The 17,043-nt window shown below is 68.9% G+C and carries 14 protein-coding genes and 1 tRNA gene; 9 read left to right on the plus strand and 6 right to left on the minus strand.

What is annotated here, in order from left to right; all coding sequences use genetic code 11:
• Window positions 1-10 precede the first annotated feature (10 nt).
• The 4 genes from serS (at window position 11) to BMW26_RS02845 (ending at window position 3,543) form a co-directional block, all read left to right on the plus strand.
• Window positions 11-1,294: a serine--tRNA ligase gene (gene serS, locus BMW26_RS02830; protein WP_053098740.1), complete on the plus strand. Its 1,284-nt coding sequence runs from the start codon at window positions 11-13 to the stop codon at window positions 1,292-1,294.
• The gene (locus BMW26_RS02835; protein ID WP_072590708.1) at window positions 1,291-2,112 is read left to right on the plus strand and encodes an HAD family hydrolase; all 822 of its coding nucleotides are present in this window, start codon (window positions 1,291-1,293) and stop codon (window positions 2,110-2,112) included. Before serS ends, BMW26_RS02835 begins: the two co-directional genes overlap by 4 nt.
• Window positions 2,113-2,154: 42 nt before the next feature.
• Window positions 2,155-2,239: transfer RNA gene (locus BMW26_RS02840), tRNA-Ser, on the plus strand.
• Window positions 2,240-2,289: 50 nt separating this feature from the next.
• A complete protein-coding gene (locus BMW26_RS02845) occupies window positions 2,290-3,543 on the plus strand; it encodes an LCP family protein (RefSeq protein ID WP_072590709.1) in 1,254 nt (417 codons plus the stop codon).
• 75 nt (window positions 3,544-3,618) lie between these two features.
• Here BMW26_RS02845 and BMW26_RS02850 read toward each other — a convergent pair whose 3' ends face one another.
• The gene (locus BMW26_RS02850) at window positions 3,619-4,209 is read right to left on the minus strand and encodes a TetR/AcrR family transcriptional regulator (RefSeq protein ID WP_072590710.1); all 591 of its coding nucleotides are present in this window, start codon (window positions 4,207-4,209) and stop codon (window positions 3,619-3,621) included.
• Between the two features lie 93 nt (window positions 4,210-4,302).
• On the opposite strand from BMW26_RS02850, the gene BMW26_RS02855 reads away from it, so the two are divergent.
• Window positions 4,303-6,591: a glycoside hydrolase family 3 C-terminal domain-containing protein gene (locus tag BMW26_RS02855; RefSeq protein ID WP_072590711.1), complete on the plus strand. Its 2,289-nt coding sequence runs from the start codon at window positions 4,303-4,305 to the stop codon at window positions 6,589-6,591.
• A 23-nt stretch (window positions 6,592-6,614) separates the two neighbouring features.
• Here the strand turns inward: BMW26_RS02855 and BMW26_RS02860 are convergent, their stop codons facing one another.
• The 4 genes from BMW26_RS02860 to BMW26_RS02875 form a co-directional block, all read right to left on the minus strand.
• Window positions 6,615-7,718 carry a mandelate racemase/muconate lactonizing enzyme family protein gene (locus BMW26_RS02860; protein WP_072590712.1) on the minus strand — a complete coding sequence of 368 codons (1,104 nt, stop codon included), beginning with the start codon at window positions 7,716-7,718 and terminating at the stop codon, window positions 6,615-6,617.
• Complete coding sequence (locus BMW26_RS02865) at window positions 7,715-8,611, minus strand: NAD-dependent epimerase/dehydratase family protein (protein WP_072590713.1); 897 nt, start codon at window positions 8,609-8,611, stop codon at window positions 7,715-7,717. Before BMW26_RS02865 ends, BMW26_RS02860 begins: the two co-directional genes overlap by 4 nt.
• On the minus strand, window positions 8,608-9,936 hold the full coding sequence (locus tag BMW26_RS02870) for a Gfo/Idh/MocA family protein (RefSeq protein ID WP_072590714.1): 1,329 nt from the start codon (window positions 9,934-9,936) through the stop codon (window positions 8,608-8,610). Before BMW26_RS02870 ends, BMW26_RS02865 begins: the two co-directional genes overlap by 4 nt.
• 85 nt (window positions 9,937-10,021) lie before the next feature.
• Complete coding sequence (locus BMW26_RS02875) at window positions 10,022-11,026, minus strand: LacI family DNA-binding transcriptional regulator (RefSeq protein WP_198032374.1); 1,005 nt, start codon at window positions 11,024-11,026, stop codon at window positions 10,022-10,024.
• Window positions 11,027-11,100: 74 nt separating this feature from the next.
• On the opposite strand from BMW26_RS02875, the gene BMW26_RS02880 reads away from it, so the two are divergent.
• A complete protein-coding gene (locus tag BMW26_RS02880; RefSeq protein ID WP_232224523.1) occupies window positions 11,101-12,144 on the plus strand; it encodes a M24 family metallopeptidase in 1,044 nt (347 codons plus the stop codon).
• Between the two features lie 92 nt (window positions 12,145-12,236).
• On the opposite strand, the gene BMW26_RS02885 is transcribed toward BMW26_RS02880, so the two are convergent.
• Window positions 12,237-13,244, minus strand: coding sequence for a LacI family DNA-binding transcriptional regulator (locus BMW26_RS02885; protein WP_053098748.1), 1,008 nt, complete (start codon window positions 13,242-13,244; stop codon window positions 12,237-12,239).
• Between the two features lie 150 nt (window positions 13,245-13,394).
• Between BMW26_RS02885 and BMW26_RS02890 the strand changes: the two genes are divergently transcribed.
• The 3 genes from BMW26_RS02890 to BMW26_RS02900 are packed head-to-tail and all read left to right on the plus strand — an operon-like array spanning window position 13,395 to window position 17,001.
• The gene (locus tag BMW26_RS02890; protein ID WP_053098749.1) at window positions 13,395-14,924 is read left to right on the plus strand and encodes a sugar ABC transporter ATP-binding protein; all 1,530 of its coding nucleotides are present in this window, start codon (window positions 13,395-13,397) and stop codon (window positions 14,922-14,924) included.
• Complete coding sequence (locus BMW26_RS02895) at window positions 14,921-15,952, plus strand: ABC transporter permease (RefSeq protein WP_053098750.1); 1,032 nt, start codon at window positions 14,921-14,923, stop codon at window positions 15,950-15,952. The genes BMW26_RS02890 and BMW26_RS02895 overlap by 4 nt, the downstream gene beginning before the upstream one ends.
• Complete coding sequence (locus BMW26_RS02900; protein ID WP_053098751.1) at window positions 15,949-17,001, plus strand: ABC transporter permease; 1,053 nt, start codon at window positions 15,949-15,951, stop codon at window positions 16,999-17,001. The genes BMW26_RS02895 and BMW26_RS02900 overlap by 4 nt, the downstream gene beginning before the upstream one ends.
• Window positions 17,002-17,043: the final 42 nt, after the last annotated feature.

A 17,043-nucleotide genomic window follows, 5' to 3' on the forward strand; every position in this document is an offset into this window, starting at 1 on the left:
GACTTGATGGATGATCGACCTCGCACTCCTCCGCGAAAATCCGGAGATCGTCCGCCGCTCTCAGGCCGCCCGTGGCAATGACCAGGGCACCGTCGACACCGCGCTCGAGGCTGACCGATCGCGCCGAGCGGCGCTCGCCGCGTTCGAAGAGCTGCGCGCCGAGCAGAACGCCTTCGGCAAGCTGGTGGCGAAGGCTCCCAAGGAGGAGAAGGCGGCGCTCGTCGCTCAGGTCAAAGACCTCGCCGAGCGCGTCAAGCAGGCGCAGCAGGCCGCGAACGAGGCGGCAGACGCCCTGGCGGTGGCTCTCGCACGCATCGAGAACGTCGTCGTCGACGGCGTCCCCGCGGGCGGCGAGGCGGACTTCGTCGAGCTGCGACGCGTGGGCGAGGTCCCCGCATTCGACTTCGAGCCGCGAGACCACCTCGAGCTCGGCGAGATCCTCGGCGCGATCGACATGGAGCGCGGCGCGAAGGTGTCGGGCGCCCGCTTCTACTTCCTGCGCGGGATCGGAGCGCGGCTCGAGATCGCGCTCATGAACCTCGCCCTCGACAAGGCGCTGCAGAACGACTTCATCCCGCTGATCACGCCCACCCTGGTGCGGCCCGAGATCATGCAGGGCACCGGATTCCTCGGCGAGCACGCCGACGAGGTGTACCACCTGGACAAGGACGACGACCTCTACCTCGTCGGCACCAGCGAGGTCGCACTCGCCGGATACCACAAGGACGAGATCCTCGACCTCGGCAAGGGCGCGCTGCGGTACGCCGGATGGTCGACCTGCTACCGCCGTGAGGCGGGCTCCCATGGCAAGGACACCCGCGGCATCATCCGGGTGCACCAGTTCAACAAGCTCGAGATGTTCGTCTACACCAACCCGGAGGACGCCGAGGCCGAGCACCTGCGCCTCGTCGCGCTGCAGGAGGAGATGCTGACCTCGCTCGGTCTCGCCTACCGCGTGATCGACGTGGCCGCCGGCGACCTGGGCTCCAGCGCCGCACGCAAGTACGACATCGAGGCGTGGGTCCCGACGCAGGGCGCGTTCCGCGAGCTCACATCCACCTCGAACTGCACGACGTATCAGGCGCGCCGTCTCGACATCCGCCACCGACCCGAGGCTCAGGAGGGGCAGACCGCGAAGACGCAGCCGGTCGCCACCCTCAACGGCACCCTCGCGACGACCCGATGGATCGTCGCGCTGCTCGAGACGCACCAGCAGGCCGACGGATCGGTCCGCGTGCCGGAGGTGCTGCGCCCGTACCTCGGTGGGCTCGAGGTTCTGGAGCCGACCGCGTGACAGCTCCCTGGCTCGTCGGGCTCGACGTCGACGGCACGATCATCCTGCAGGACGAGACGATGAGTCCCGGTGTTCCCGAGGCGGTCGCGCGCCTGCGAGACGCCGGCCATGTGGTCACGATCGCCACCGGACGCAGCTGGATGGCGACGCGTCGCTACGTCGAGCAGCTCGAGCTGACCGCCGATTTCGTGGTGTGCTCGAACGGTGCGGTGACCATGCGCCGTGTGGGAGACGACTGGGAGCGGTGGCACATCGAGACGTTCGATCCGTCTCCTGTGCTCGCTCTGCTGCGCGAGCGGCTCCCGGAAGCCCGCTACATGGTCGAGCTCGGGTCAGGGCTGCGGCTCTACACCGAGTACCTGGACGACTGGACGCTCGACGGCGGACGGCAGGTCGGCTTCGAAGAGCTCGTCGCCGAACCGGTGTCCCGTGTCGTCGTCGTCTCTCCCGGGCACGACGAGGAGGACTTCCACCGCCTCGTGGCGGACGCCGGGCTGAATGAGGTCTCCTACGCGATCGGCTGGACGGCCTGGCTCGACATCGCACCGCAGGGAGTGGACAAGGGCACGGCGCTGGAGCGCGTGCGCACCGAGCTCGGCTTCGAGCGCGGGCACGTCTTCGTGGCCGGCGACGGGCGCAACGACATCGGCATGTTCGGCTGGGCGCTGGGTCTCGACGGCCGGGCGGTCGCCATGGGGCAGGCGCCGACAGAGGTGAAGGATGCCGCGGGCGAGGTGACCGGCGATGTCGAGGACGGCGGTCTCGCGATGGCGCTGAACACGCTTCCAGCGGCCGCCCAGGTCAGCGCGGGAGAATAGAACTCGGCTAGACTCACGGCTTGTCGGCAGATTCGTCTGTCGGGAGGGTTGTCCGAGTGGCCGATGGAGCTGGTCTTGAAAACCAGTGGGCAGAGATGTCTCGTGGGTTCGAATCCCACACCCTCCGCATTCCAGGGACGGTGCCTCCGCGCCGTACGCTGAACCGAAAGGCCCCGAGTGAGTCCCACCACGCGACGCCGCCGCACCATCGCGCGCCACGGTCAGCTCCACACGCCGGGCCCCCTCAGCCAACTGCTCAAGTTCATCGCGATCGGTCTCGCCGTCGTCCTGGTGAGCGGCTTCGGCGTCGTCTCCTACATCGTCTACGACCTCTCGAGCACCGTCTCGGCCAACGCTGTCGAACTCGACAGCACCGAGGAGCTGCCGCCCGACATCAGTGAGTACAAGGGCGGATTCAATCTGCTGCTCACCGGTGTCGACACGTGCGAAGAGGCGTACGCGCAGTATTTCGGCGACCGCTGCACGGGCGCGGACTCCGAAGGCACCCTCAACGACGTGAACCTCCTCATGCATGTGTCGGAGGAGCCGCGCCGGATCACTGTCGTCAGCCTTCCGCGCGACATGATGGTCCCGATCCCCGAGTGCGAGGACGCGGAGGGCGAGGTGCACTCCGCGATGAACAAGCAGCAGATCAACGTCGCCTACACCGACGGAGGACTCAACTGCGTCGCGAAGACGGTCTCTGACCTGTCCGGTCAGGACATCCAGTTCGCGGCCTCGGTCACCTTCGGCGGCGTGATCGAGATCACCAACGCGATCGGCGGCGTCGAGGTGTGCCTCGCCTCCCCGATCAAGGACCGGTACACGGGCCTCGACCTCGCAGCCGGAAACCATGTGATCGAGGGCATCACCGCGCTGCAGTTCCTGCGGACCCGACACGGAGTCGGCGACGGAAGCGACCTCGGCCGCATCGGCAACCAGCAGCAGTACATGTCGAGCCTCGCGCGCACGCTCATCAGCGGCGAGACGCTCGGCAACGTGCCGATGATGCTGAAGCTCGCGACGACCGGTCTCGACAACGTCGAGGCGAGCACGTCGCTGGCCGACCCGATGAAGATCGTGCAGATCGCGCTCGCGGTGAAGTCCGTACCCTTCGAGGACATCGTCTTCCTGCAGTACCCGACCTTCACGGACCCGGACGACCCCAACCGCGTCGTGCCGGACAAGGCGTCAGCAGAGGCCATGTGGGACGCGATCAACCAGAATGCTCAGCTGCAGGTCACGCATCAGAACACCGAGAACGACGGCGTCGTCGTCACGGACCCGGGAACGCAGGCACCGGCGGAGCCGGGAGCGGAGGCGGCGACGCCGGACCCCTCGGCCGCACCCGAGAACGTGGTGGCGCTGCCCGACACGATCAAGGGCAACTCGGCCGCACAGCAGACCTGCTCGAACGGGAACGTGCGCTGACGCGCCGACTGCACGCTCCGTCACGAAGAACCGCCCCTCGCCTACAGCGCGAGGGGCGGTTCTCCGCATTCAGCCCTATTGCGCGTCGGGCTGATCGGTCGGCGGGTAGAGCACATCCATCAGAGCGCTGATGATGCCGGGCATGTCGACCGAGCGGTCGATCATCCACTGCAGTTGGAGTCCGTCGGCGACCGCCTGGATCACGCGCGCCATGGTGTCCGGATCGAGAGCGGCTCGACGGTCGGCATCGTGGGCGAAGGCGTCGGTGATGCTCTCGCGGAGTCGCTCGCTGCGCTCGAGGAAGTACTGATGCGCGGGATGCGCGGGGTCGACGGCATCGACGGAGAGTCGGGAGAACAGTTCCACGACACCCGGGACCTCGGTGTTGTGGCGGATGACGTCGACGAAGGCGGACTTCGCGTCTTCGGAGTTCGAGGTCTGCGGCGCCATCCCGTCGTGTTCGTCGCGCGTGCGCAGCACCTCGGTGAACAGCTCCTCCTTGCTGCCGAAGTAGTGCAGCAAGGCGGCGGGGGTGACGCCGACGAGTTCGGCTATCTGCTTGAGTGAGGCGTTCTGATAGCCCTTGCGGCCGATCACATCGAGAGCGCTCTCGAGGATCTCCTCGCGCCTGGCGACGCCCTTCGCGTATGAACCTCGTCGTGCCATTCCTCGAGAGTAATCCTGAACAACGTTTGAGATCCAATACTTACTGGCATATAGTTTTCGCAAGACACCGCTGTCGCGCGCGAAAGGAAGACCATGACCGACACCTCGGCATCCGATCTCACCCTCGAGGAGAAGGCGTCGCTCACGAGCGGCGCGGACTTCTGGACCACGAAGGCCATCGATCGCGTCCGTCTGCCGTCGATCATGATGACCGACGGGCCGCACGGCCTGCGCAAGCAGTCGGGGGGAACCGACCACCTCGGCCTCTCGAGCAGCGTGCCGGCGACGTGCTTCCCACCGGCCGTCGGCATCGGATCGTCGTTCGACCCCGAGCTCATCGAGCGGGTCGGCGCCGCCATCGGAGTCGAGGCGGCCATCGAAGACGTCGCGATCGTGCTGGGCCCCGGCATCAACATCAAGCGGTCGCCGCTGTGCGGCCGCAACTTCGAGTACTTCTCCGAAGACCCGATCGTCTCGGGAACCCTGGGTGCCGCCTCGGTGCGCGGTGTGCAGTCGCAGGGCGTCGGCACGTCGCTGAAGCACTTCGCCGCGAACAACCAGGAGTTCGACCGGATGCGGGCGAGCTCCGACGTCGACCCGCGACCGCTGCACGAGATCTACCTGCGTGGCTTCGAGCGCGTGGTCAAGGACGCTCAGCCATGGACGGTCATGTGCTCGTACAACCGCATCAACGGCGTCTACGCATCGGAGGACCCCTGGCTGCTCACCCAGGTGCTCCGCGACGACTGGGGCTTCGACGGTCTCGTCGTGTCGGACTGGGGTGCCGTGAACGATCGTGTGGCGGGCGTCGCCGCCGGCCTCGATCTCGAGATGCCGTCGTCGGGAGGTCGGACGGATGCGCAGCTCGTCGCTGCCGTGCGCGCCGGCGAGCTCGCTGAGAGCGTGCTGGACACAGCGGCCGACCGCGCGATCGATCTGGTCCGCAAGGCGCAGCGGCGTCCGGCCGTCTCCGGCCCGCTCGACGTCGACGCGCACCATGCGCTCGCCAGGGAGGCGGCCGGTCGCTCGATCGTGCTGCTCAAGAACGACGGAGACCTGCTGCCGCTCGCCCCCGAGCAGCGCATCGCGGTCATCGGCGCCTTCGCCACCGAGCCGCGATTCCAGGGAGCAGGATCGTCGCTCATCAACCCGACCAGGGTCGACGAGGCGCTGGACGAGCTGCGCGCGATCGGTGGGGACCACGTCGCATATGCGCCGGGCTTCGCCGTGGAAGGCGGCGACACCGCCGCATCCGGTCGCTCGGCTGACGACCTGCGCGCGGAGGCGGTCGCCGCCGCGTCCGCAGCGGATGTCGCGGTCGTGTTCCTCGGCCTCCCCGCCGCAGAGGAGTCGGAGGGCTTCGACCGCGAGCACATCGACCTTCCGGCGGCTCAGCTGGCGGTGCTCGACGCCGTGATCGAGGCGAATCCCGCGACGGTCGTCGTGCTCTCGAACGGCGGCGTCGTCGCGCTGCCCTTCGCCGACCGGGTGCCCGCGATCGTCGAGACCTGGCTGCTCGGACAGGCGGGCGGCGGAGCGGTCGCCGACGTGCTCTACGGCGCCGTGAACCCGTCGGGCAAGCTCACCGAGACGGTGCCGGTGCGTGTGGAGGACAACCCGTCGTTCGGCAGCTTCCCCGGCGAGTTCGGTCATGTCCGCTACGGCGAGGGAGTGCTGGTCGGCTACCGCTGGTACGACGCGAAGGGACTCGATGTCACGTTCCCGTTCGGCCACGGGCTCTCGTACACGGCCTTCTCGTACGGCGAGGCAACGGTCGAAGCGGCCGAGAACGGTGACATCGCCGTGCGCGTCGACGTGACCAACACCGGAACCCGCGACGGCCGCGAGATCGTGCAGGTGTACGCCGCTCCGGTGTCCTCGGTCGTCCAGCGCGCGCCTCGCGAGCTCAAGGCCTTCGCCTCGGTGGCGATCACCGCGGGCGAGACCCGGACGGTCGAGCTGGTCATCCGTCGCGAGGACCTCGCCTACTGGGACGTCCGCGTCGACCGCTGGATCGTCGAGCCCGGCGAGTACCGCATCGATGTCGCGGCATCGAGCCGCGACATCCGCTCCACCGCGACTGTCGAGGTGGCGGGTGATGTGGTCTCGCTGCCCCTCACCATGAACTCCTCGATCGGCGATGTGATGGCGCACCCCGTCGCGGGGCCGATCATGATGGGCGCGCTCGGCGGCTTCCTGGGCGAACTGAGCGGCGCCGATTCGTCGGCGGCATCGATGATGCCCAACGACGAGGCCTTGGAGAAGATGATGGCGTCGTTCCCGATCGGCCGCCTTATCGGATTCCCGGGGGTGGACGTGACGCACGAGCAGGTCGAGGAGCTGCTCGCCGGAGCGAACGCCGGCGCGCTGCCGCAGGCCTGACCGCACGCCTCGGCGCCGAGAACTCAGGCGCCGAGGCGGGCCCCGTCGTCGAGCAGGGGAGCGAAGCGGAGCCCGAGACCGTGGTGCGCGTTCTCGGTGAGGTGGCCGTCGGCGATCGTCACCGGCGAGGGGTCGGCGAGAGCTCCCAGTGCACCGAAGCCGGCGTCTTCGACGTCTTCGACCAGGACCTCGTGGCCGGTGTCGGGCAGAGTCAGCGCGAGCTGACCCGAGAGCTCGGGCAGAAGGTGCGGGTGCAGGGTCGCACCGTGCGCGGCGACCAGCTCGGCGATGCGGAGGAACGGCGTGATCCCGCCGACCCGCACGATGTTGGGCTGCAGGATCTGCGCCGCACCCGCGCGCAGGAAGTCGCCGAAACGGTGCGCGGTGTGCAGATTCTCGCCGAGCGCGATAGGCACGTCGATGCGCCGTGCGAGTTCCGTGTGTCCGTCGAGGTCGTCGGCGCGCAGGGGCTCTTCGATCCAGGCGAGGTCGAAGCGGGACAGGACCTCGACGGATGCGGTCGCCCGCGCCAGATCCCACCGCTGGTTCGCGTCGATCATCAGCCCCCGATCAGGGCCGAGTAGCTCGCGGACGGCGGCGACGCGATCGGCGTCCTCGGCGATGTCGGGCTTTCCGACCTTGATCTTGACCGCCTCGAACCCCGCATCGATCCAGCGCTGCACCTGGGCGAGCAGTTCGTCGAGCGAGTAGTGCAGGTTCACGCCTGAGCCGTAGGCGCGCACCCGTTCGCGGCCGCGGCCGATCGACTCCGACACCGAGACGCCGGTCGACCGCGCCTCCGCATCCCACAGCGCCAGGTCCAGGCCGGCGAGTGCGATCGTCGTGATCCCCCCGCCTCCGGCTTCGTGCAGGTGCTCCCACATCCCCTGCCAGCTCTCGCCGGGCGTGGCGGAGCGGCCGACCGCGGCGGGAGCGATGTCATGCTCGAGCAGCGCCTGCACGGCCGGCGCGCCGATCTGCGGACTCCACGAGAAGCCCCATCCCTCGCCACCGTCAGAGCGCACGACATGAGTCGCGATCACGCCGACGGAGGTGACGTCGGCAGCCCACGGACGAGTCAGCGGCACCCTCTGCAGACGAGTCGACAGGTTCCGGATCGTGGTCACAGCAGTGCCAGCTCTGTGCGCCAGGTGCGGGACGGGCGCCAGCCGAGGAGTCGGGCGGCCTTGTCGGACGAGAAGGCGGAAGAAGTGCCGGTCAGCGCCGCGGCCGCGTGCTCGGTGCCGGGGTGGAACGCGGGCAGCAGCTCGCTCAGCGGGCGGCGGGCGAGGGCATCGTCGGCTCCCACGAAGAATCTCTCCCCGTTCGGGATGTGGTCGAGCGCGGCGAGGAGGGTGTCGGTGAAGGCTGCGACGTCGCGGGCGTCGACATAGTTGAAGAGCGCCGGCGCGGAGAGCGCCGGATCGTCGAGACGATCGAGAACGGTGTGGCCCTGCTGGGTGAGAGCGCCGGCCCACTCCTCCGGGGCGATCACGTAGCAGGGGCGGAAGGAGGCGAAGCGCACGTCGTCGCCGGCCTGACGCCGCAGCATGTCGACGGTCTGCTCGATGAGCAGCTTCGACAGGGCATAGGCGTTCCAGGGCTCGGTCGGCGACGTCTCGTCGAGGGGGAGGCGCTCAGGGGTCCAGCCGCGAGGTGCGCCATAGCCGACCACGGTGGGACTCGACGCCGCGACGACGCGGTGGATGCCGGCCCGTACGGCTCCGCCCAGCACCGACTGGGCGAGACCTGCGTTCGTGCGGATGATCACGTCCTCGGGTGCGCTGAAGGGCACCGCGATCGCCGCGAGATGGATCAGTGCATCCGCCGACGTCGCGGCGAGAGCGGATGCCGTGGCATCCGCGTCCGTCAGGTCGAGGGACGCCTGCGTGATCCCGTCCCGGTCGAGGGCCGCGCTCGGCTCCCGGTCGATCGAGACGATCTCGTGCCCGGCATCTGCGAGGCCCGTCACCAGGGTGCGTCCGAGTCTGCCCGAACCGCCGGTGACGATGATCCTCATGGCCGCGCCAGCAGGGCGATCCCGAGCTCGTCGACCGTCACGGGAAGGCCCGTCTCGAGTGAGCGGTTGCCCGCGATGCCCACAGCGATCGAGCGGATGCCGTCGGTCCAGTCGGCCGGACGCGCGAGGGGGTCGTCCCCGGGGCCCTCGAAGACATCGGACAGCAGCAGCTCGTCTCCACCGCCGTGGCCTCCGTCGCCGCCGTCGATCGGCACCTCGTAGGCCTCTTCCCAGTGGCGCTGCACGATCAGACGCTCGCTCTCAGGGCGCAGTGCGGTCGTGCCGTGGCCGCCGGAGAGGCTGGGGTCGATGTGCGGGTGCAGTCCCTCGCCCGCGAGCACGGCGCCGCGCTCGACCACCTCGAGCTCGACCCGGCCGAGGGTGCCGTTGACGGCGACGCGGTAGCCCTCCCAGGGGGAGTGCGCGTTCAACGAGTACGACATCGTCGCGCCGGACGCATAGTCGACGACGAGTGCGAGGTTGTCCTCGATCGTGATGCCTTCGCTGAACACGTCGAGATCGCGCCGGTACCCGTCGTGCTCCTCGGCGTCGAGGTAGAGCGCGGTGAGACGCTCATCGGTGCGCAGGTCGAGTTCGAACAGGTCGCCGTCGTCGTGGGTGCCTCGCGCCGGTCGCTCGCCGAGGCCACGGCCGGCCGCGTTCTCGGCTCCGTAGAAACGCAGGCCGCCGGACGCGAAGACGCGGGTCGGCTGTGAGCGGATCCACCAGTTGACGAGGTCGAAGTGGTGGCTCGACTTGTGCACGAGCAGACCGCCCGAGTTCTTCTTCTCGCGGTGCCAGCGGCGGAAGTAGTCGGCGCCGTGGTTCGTGTCGAGCATCCACGAGAAGTCCACGGACGTGACGTCGCCGATCGTGCCGTCCTGGATCACCTGGCGCAGTGCGCTGTTGCGGGGCGAGTAGCGATAGTTGAAGGTCAGCACGACCTGGCGACCGGTGCGCTCGACGGCGTCTTCGATGCGGGCGGCGCTCGCCGCGTCGATCGTGAGCGGCTTCTCGACGACGACGTCGGCGCCCGCTTCGAGCGACCGGACGATCAGCTCGGCGTGGAGGTCGTCGCGGGAGCAGATGATGACCCGGTCGACCCGCTCGTCGCTGATCACCTGCTCGAGCTCGTCGGGGGTGGCGAGGCGGGGCGCCGGCGCGCCGACCTCCGCGATGCGGTCGGCGTAGTGCCCGGCCCGCACCGGGTTCGGCTCGATGATCGCCACGAGCTCGGCGCGGTCACGGTGCGTGCCGATGATCCCCTCGACGTACATCTGCGCGCGGGCTCCGGCACCGGCGAGGGCGTAGCGGGTCTTCGTCATCGTGATCTCTCTTCGATCTCCGGTCAGGAAACGTTTTCTCGACGATAGCACAGGAGAGGTGTCAGGCCCCGGGACGGCCGACGGTTCAGGGCGTGTGCACGGCGGCGGTGCTGCCGCGCACGATCAGGGAGGGCGTGAAGGTGAGCGCTGCCGTGGGATCGCCGCCGGTGAGCTGGTCGTGCATCGCAGCCCATGCGGCTGCGCCGATCTCGACCGCGGGAACGGCCACGGTCGTGAGCGGGGGTGAGGTGTAGGCGGCGAAGGGGATGTCGTCGAAACCCGTGATCGACAGCTGCTCCGGCACGTCGACACCGCGCACGGTCAGGGCCGAGAGCAGCCCCATGGCGACGAGGTCGTTGTAGGCGATCACTGCGGTGGCTCCGCTCGCGAGAACCTGGTCGGCGACCGCGGTGCCGCTGTCGAAGTCGACGCCTGCGGTGATCTCCTCGACTTCGAGCCCGTCGGTCCGGGAGAGCTCCGCCGCGATCGCATCCTGCCGCGCCCTGTGCGTCACGCTGCGGGTGGCGCCGGCGAGATAGACGAGCCGGCGGTGGCCGAGCGAGGTGAGGTGGCCGACGATCTCGCGCATGCCGGATCCGTAGTCGGCGCCGACCACGGGAGTGCTCGTCTGCGGGCCGCGGTTGATCACGACGGCGGGGGAGAGCATCGGCAGCAGTCGGCCGAGGTCCTCCTTGGGCATTCGAGGGGCGCAGAGGATCACGCCGTCGGTGCGCAGCCTGGTCGCTCGGGCGAGCGCCTGCTCTTCATCCAGATCCTCACGCGAGTCGGCGACCAGCACGTGATAACCCTCGGCCGCGGCCGCGCGGCTGAGGCCACGCAGGATCGCCTGGAACGTCGGGTTCTCGAGGTCGGGGATGACGACGGCGATGGTCTGGGTGCGGCCGAGCACCAGGCTCCGTGCCACGGGGTTCGCCGTGTAGCCGAGCTGCGCAGCGGCTGCCTGCACGCGCTCGGCGAGCGCCGGATCGACCGTCGGGTTGCCGTTCATCGCGCGCGACACCGTCGACAGTGAGACGCCGGCGAGTTTCGCGACGTCGGTGATGCCGGGGCGTGTCGATTCGCGTGCCATCGGCATCCCTTCGTGTCCGCGAGAGGTCGCGGCTGTCGTCATACTACGAGAAAACGTTCTTCAGGGAGGGTCTCATGGCTGGAGCATCCGAGGACCGCGCCGAGAAGCAGGATCGGCTGGCGCGCGTGCGCCGAGAGGTCGACGGGGCGCCCGTGGTGCTCGTCTCTCACGAATCGCTGTCGTGGTACCTCGAGGGCGTGCGCACGCATGTGTCGCTCGCGGGTCCTCCGGTGCTCGCGGTGCGGGCGGAGGCGCAGGGCGATGTGCTCTTCATCGCCGAGAACGAGGCCGATCGGCTGATCGCCGAGGAGCTGCTGCCGGAGGATGCCGCGCGCGTGGTGCGCGTGCCGTGGTGGATCCCACCCGCTGCCGCCGCGGCTGAGGAGGCCGGCGTCGCCGAATCGCATGTGGCGGCTGAACTGCGCGCGGCTCGCGCGCGCCTGCTGCCGGCCGAGCGTGCCAGATATCGACTTCTCGGACGGGAGACGGCAGAGGCGCTGACGGATGCGCTCGCCCGCGTCGGTCCGGAGCAGAGCGAGCGGACGGTCGCCGCAATCGTCTCCGCCGAGCTGATCGCCCGGGGGATCGATCCGCTGGTCGTGCTGGTCGCCGGTTCCGATCGGACTGCGTTCCGGCATCCGCTTCCGACCGCCGGGCTGCTCGGAGAGCGGGCCATGATCGTCGTGTGCGGGCGTCGGAACGGGCTCATCGCCAACGCGACACGCTGGGTCGGCGCATCCGTCGATGACGAGCCGATCTGGGGCGTGGAGCGGGCTCTCCTCGATGCGTCAGTGCCGGGAGCCCGTCTGAACGACGCGTTCACGGCGGGCATCGCGGCGTACGCCCGCTATGGGTTCGACGCCGACGAATGGCAGCGCCACCACCAGGGCGGACCGACCGGGTATGCCGGTCGCGATCCCCGCGCCACGGCATCCACTGCGGATCTGATCATCGAGGATCAGGCGTTCGCCTGGAACCCGACCGCACCGGGCCGCAAAGTCGAAGACACCCTGCTGCGCACAGATGACGACTGGGAGGTGCTCGCGGTCGATGAGCGCTGGCCGTCGGTGGAGTACGAGGGGCTGCACCGGCCGGTCTCGAGGGCGTACGGGACCTGATCGGGGGCTCGATGGCGGGGCTCCGGGCCGAAATGCATGCTCAGGTTGCGGATGCACGTGAGCCGCCGAGGTGCGGGGAAGGCCGCCCCGGGTCAGCCGCCGGTCGAGCTGCGTACGATCAGCTCGGGCGGGAACACGGTCTGACGGGGGATGCTCTCGGGGTCGGCCGCCTCTTCGAGCACGATCCGCAGCGCCGTGCGACCGATCATGCGGCTGGGCTGCCGGATGGATGACAACGGCACCGCGGCGGCGGCCGCGAACGGATTGTCGTCGAAGCCGATCAGCGCGATCTCGTCGGGGACGAGCAGGCGTCCGCCCGACACGAGCGACTGCAGCAGGCCGAGGGCGAGCAGATCGTTGGCGGCGAAGAGCGCGTCGGGCCACTCGCGCCGAGGGCGGGTGAGCAGGCGCGCTCCGGCGGCGACGCCCTCTTCGACCGTCATCGCCGCCGTCGGCACGACCTCGAGCTCGACGTGCACCGCCGCGTTCTCGGCCGCCGCGCGAGCGCCCGCGAGACGGTCGGTGACCTGACGCATGTCGAAGGGGCCCCCGACGAAGGCGATCCGCCGCCGACCGCCCTCGATGAGGTGCTCGACCGCCAGCCGCCCACCCGCGACGCTGTCGACCGACACCGACGAGAACCCGCTGTCGGCGCTGAATCGGTCGACGAGAACCGTCGCGATCCCGCTCGCTCGGAACTTGCGCAGCTGCGTCATGACGTCGCCGTAGGGGGCGATGAGCAGGCCGCGCACCTGCTGCTCGCGAAACAGGTCGAGATAGACCTTCTCGCGGGACGGGTCGTCGTCGGTGTTGCCGTACAGGATCGCGATGCCGTGGCTGGACGCCTCGTCTTCGGCACCGCGCACCACATCGTTGTAGAAGGGGTTCTGGCCGTCGAGCACGACGAATCCGACGGTCGTGCTCACGCCGGCTCTGAGCTTGCGGGCGGCGTCGTTTCGCACGTAGCCGAGCTCTTCTATCGCCTGCGTCACTCGCTCGACCGACTCGCTGGAGACCTCGTCCGGTCGGTTCAGGACGTTCGAGACGGTGCCGACGGAGACGCCGGCGCGAACGGCGACATCGCGGATGCTGACCGGCATTCGGCAGTCCTCTCGTCGTCGGGCGGATCACGCTTCGGCATCGGGGGTTGACCTGAGACCGGCATCACATACACTAGCCTGAAACGAGCTTGAATCGATTCAGGTAAAGTTCATTCCGATCATCATCCCCCTCAACGGAGAGGAAAGCCAGTGGTAGACGCAGCCTCCGCCCGCAGCGCTCCCCCCACCGCGCTCGAGCTGCATCGGGTGGTGAAGTCCTTCGGCCCCGTCGTCGCACTCCGCTCCGGCAGCCTGACGCTCCGCCCCGGCTCGATCCACGCCCTCATCGGCGAGAACGGCGCGGGCAAGTCCACGCTCGTGAAGATCATGGCCGGTCTGTACCGCCGCGACTCGGGCGACTTCCGTCTGCACGGCGACGATGTCGATTTCACCAGCACCGCCCAGTCGAAGGCCGCGGGCATCGCGGTCATCTACCAGGAGCCGACGCTGTTCCCCGATCTCTCGGTCACCGAGAACATCTTCATGGGACGTCAGCCCACCGGCTTCCTCGGCCGCATCGACCGCAAGGCCATGCGCACCGAAGTCGACCGGATCTTCCGCCGCCTGGGCGTGACGCTCGACCCCGACCGCATCACCGAGGGTCTGTCGATCGCCGACCAGCAGATCATCGAGATCGCCAAGGCCATCTCCCTCGACGCGAGCGTGCTGATCATGGACGAGCCGACGGCCGCACTCAGCGGCGTCGAGGTCGACCGACTCTTCGCGGTCGCGCGGAGCCTCCGCGACGAGGGACGCGCGATCCTCTTCATCTCGCATCGCTTCGACGAGGTGTTCGACCTGTGCGACACCGTCACCGTCATGCGTGACGGGGCATACATCGACACCACTCCCATCGCCGAGACCACGGTCGACGAACTGGTGCGCCAGATGGTCGGCCGCGACGTCACCGAGCTGTTCCCCAAGCAGGAGGCCGCCATCGGCGAGCCGCTGCTCGAGGTCACAGCGCTCACCCGTCCCGGCGTCTTCCATGACATCTCGTTCACGGTGCGCGCGGGCGAGATCGTCGCACTGGCAGGTCTCGTCGGTGCCGGTCGCTCGGAGGTCGCCCGCGCGATCTTCGGCGTCGATCCCTACGACGAGGGAGAGGTGCGGATGCTCGGCGCGGGCGTCGCCCGCCGCAACCCGACCGCCGCGATGCGCAGCGGACTCGCGCTCGTTCCCGAGGACCGCCGCAAGCAGGGCCTCGTGATCGACGCGAGCGTCGGAGGCAACATCACGCTCGCCATCCGCCGGCGCCTCTCGAAGTGGGGACTCATCACGAGCGGCATCGAGAACCGTGCGGCGAAGGAGTGGGCGTCGCGCCTCGAGGTGAAGACGCACGCGCTCGACACCGTGGCGTCCACGCTCTCGGGCGGCAATCAGCAGAAGGTCGTGCTGGCCAAGTGGCTGGCCACCGACCCGCGCGTCCTCATCATCGACGAGCCGACCCGCGGCATCGACGTGGGCACCAAGTCCGAGGTGCACCGACTGCTGTCGCAGCTCGCCGGCGAGGGCATGGGCATCCTGATGATCTCGTCCGAGCTGCCCGAGGTGCTCGGCATGGCGGATCGCGTGCTCGTGATGCGCGAAGGACGCATCACCGCCGAGATCTCCCGCGACGACGCCACCAGCGAGAACGTCATGTTCGCCGCCACCCACTCATCGGAGCTGCACTCATGAGCACCACCACCGCACCCGCGGCCGCCGCTCCGGCGATCGCGAAGAAGCCCGGCGGCATCGGCCGTGCACGCGAGTTCGGCATCCTCGCCGCGCTCGTGCTCGTCGTGATCGCCGCGACCGTCAAGAACCCGGCGTTCCTCTTCAGCTCCGACGGCTGGCGCGATCTGCTGCTCACGCCGTCGATCCTCATGCTCGTCGCCGTGGGCCAGGCGATCGTCATCATCACGCGCAACGTCGATCTGTCGGTGGGCTCGGTGATGGGCCTCACGGCCTACCTGACCGGACGCCTCTTCGTCGACGTCCCCGGCATCCCGATCGTGGTCGTCGTGATCGCGGCCGTCCTGCTCGGTGCCTTCCTCGGCCTGGTCAACGGCGCATTGGTCGCCTTCGCGAAGGTGCCGGCCATGGTGATCACGCTCGGCACGCTCTATGCCTACCGCGGCATCAACGTGCTGTGGACCGGCAGCGATCGCATCAACGCCTCCGACATGCCCAAGGACTTCCTCGCACTCGGCACGCAGCAGATCCTGTTCATCCCTGTGCTGACGATCATCGCGGTGATCGTGCTCGCGCTCGCGGCCTGGTATCTGCGCAACATCCGGGGCGGACGCGAGTACTACGCGATCGGCTCCGACCCCTCGGCCGCCGAGCTCTACGGCCTCAAGGTCACCCGTCGGGTGCTCTCCGCGTTCGTCCTCTCGGGTGCACTCGCAGGTCTCGCCGGCGTCTTCTACGCCGCGCGATACGGATCCATCAGCTCGCAGGCGGGAAGCGGCTGGGAGCTGGATGCCGTCGGCGCAGCCGTCATCGGTGGCATCGCGATCACCGGCGGTGTCGGCACGGTCTGGGGCGCGGCCATCGGCGCGATGCTCCTGATGACCATCAACCGCGCGCTGCCCATTCTCGGCATCCCGGACTTCTGGCAGCGTGCCGTGGTCGGTGTGCTCATCATCGGGGCCATCGTGCTCGACCGGGTGCTCGCGGTCAGACAGAGACGCCAGCTCATCGAGGCGAGGGACGAATCATGACCACGACAACGACGACGACGTCGACCCGCGTCATCCGCGACTACGACCGTCCGCTGTGGCGGCGCATCTTCATCAACCGCGAGTTCGCGATCATCGCGCTCCTCGTGCTGGTGACGATCGTGGCGGCCGTCACGATCCGCGGCTTCGCCCAGCCGATCACCGCGAACTACCTCCTGCTCGACGTCGCACCGATCCTGCTCATCGCGCTGCCCATGACGCTCGTCATGATCACGGGCGAGATCGACCTGTCGGTGGGATCCATGGTGGGCCTCGCCAGCGTCGTCACCGGAGTCCTCACCGAGTCGGGTGCTCCCTTCGAGGTCGCCGCCCTTGCGGCCCTCCTCGTCGGCGTCGTCGGCGGAGCCTTCAACGGGTTCCTCGTCACGATCGTCGGGCTGCCGTCGCTCGCCGTCACGATCGGCACACTCGCACTCTTCCGCGGGCTTGCGGTCGGCCTGCTCGGCACCACGGCCGTCACGGACTTCCCCGAGACATGGACGGCGCTCGCGAAGGCGAAGATCGCCGGGACGACCATCCCGTACATCGTCATCCCGTTCCTGATCCTGCTGGTGCTGTTCGCCGTGCTGCTGCACTTCACGCCCTTCGGCCGTGGTGTCTTCGCGATCGGTCTGTCGAAGGACGCCGCGCGGTTCTCGGGCGTCGACGTCGAACGGACGAAGTTCATCCTGTTCGTGCTCTCGGGCGTGGTCGCCGCCTTCGCAGGCATCTTCTACACGCTGCGGTTCGGCAGCGCCCGAGGCGACAACGCCACCGGGCTCGAACTGCAGGTCATCGCGGCCGTGGTGCTCGGCGGAGTGTCGGTGTTCGGCGGACGGGGACACCTGCACGGCGTCGTCGCCGCCGTTCTCCTGATCGGGGTGCTGGGCAGCAGCCTGCGCCTCGCCGGAGTCACATCCGACGTCATCAACATCATCACCGGCGGGCTGCTGATCTTCTCGGTCGTCGCAGCGAGCGTCCTCGCCTGGGCGCAGCGCGTCCGCGCGAAGGCCGGTCCGCCACTGCGCGTAGCAGCCTCTCCCGCACCATGAGGCAGCCTCTCATCGCCGGCACCCGCCAGCGGTGATCATCAC

Origin of the sequence: Microbacterium sp. 1.5R, from assembly GCF_001889265.1 — a bacterium.
Taxonomy (GTDB): domain Bacteria; phylum Actinomycetota; class Actinomycetes; order Actinomycetales; family Microbacteriaceae; genus Microbacterium.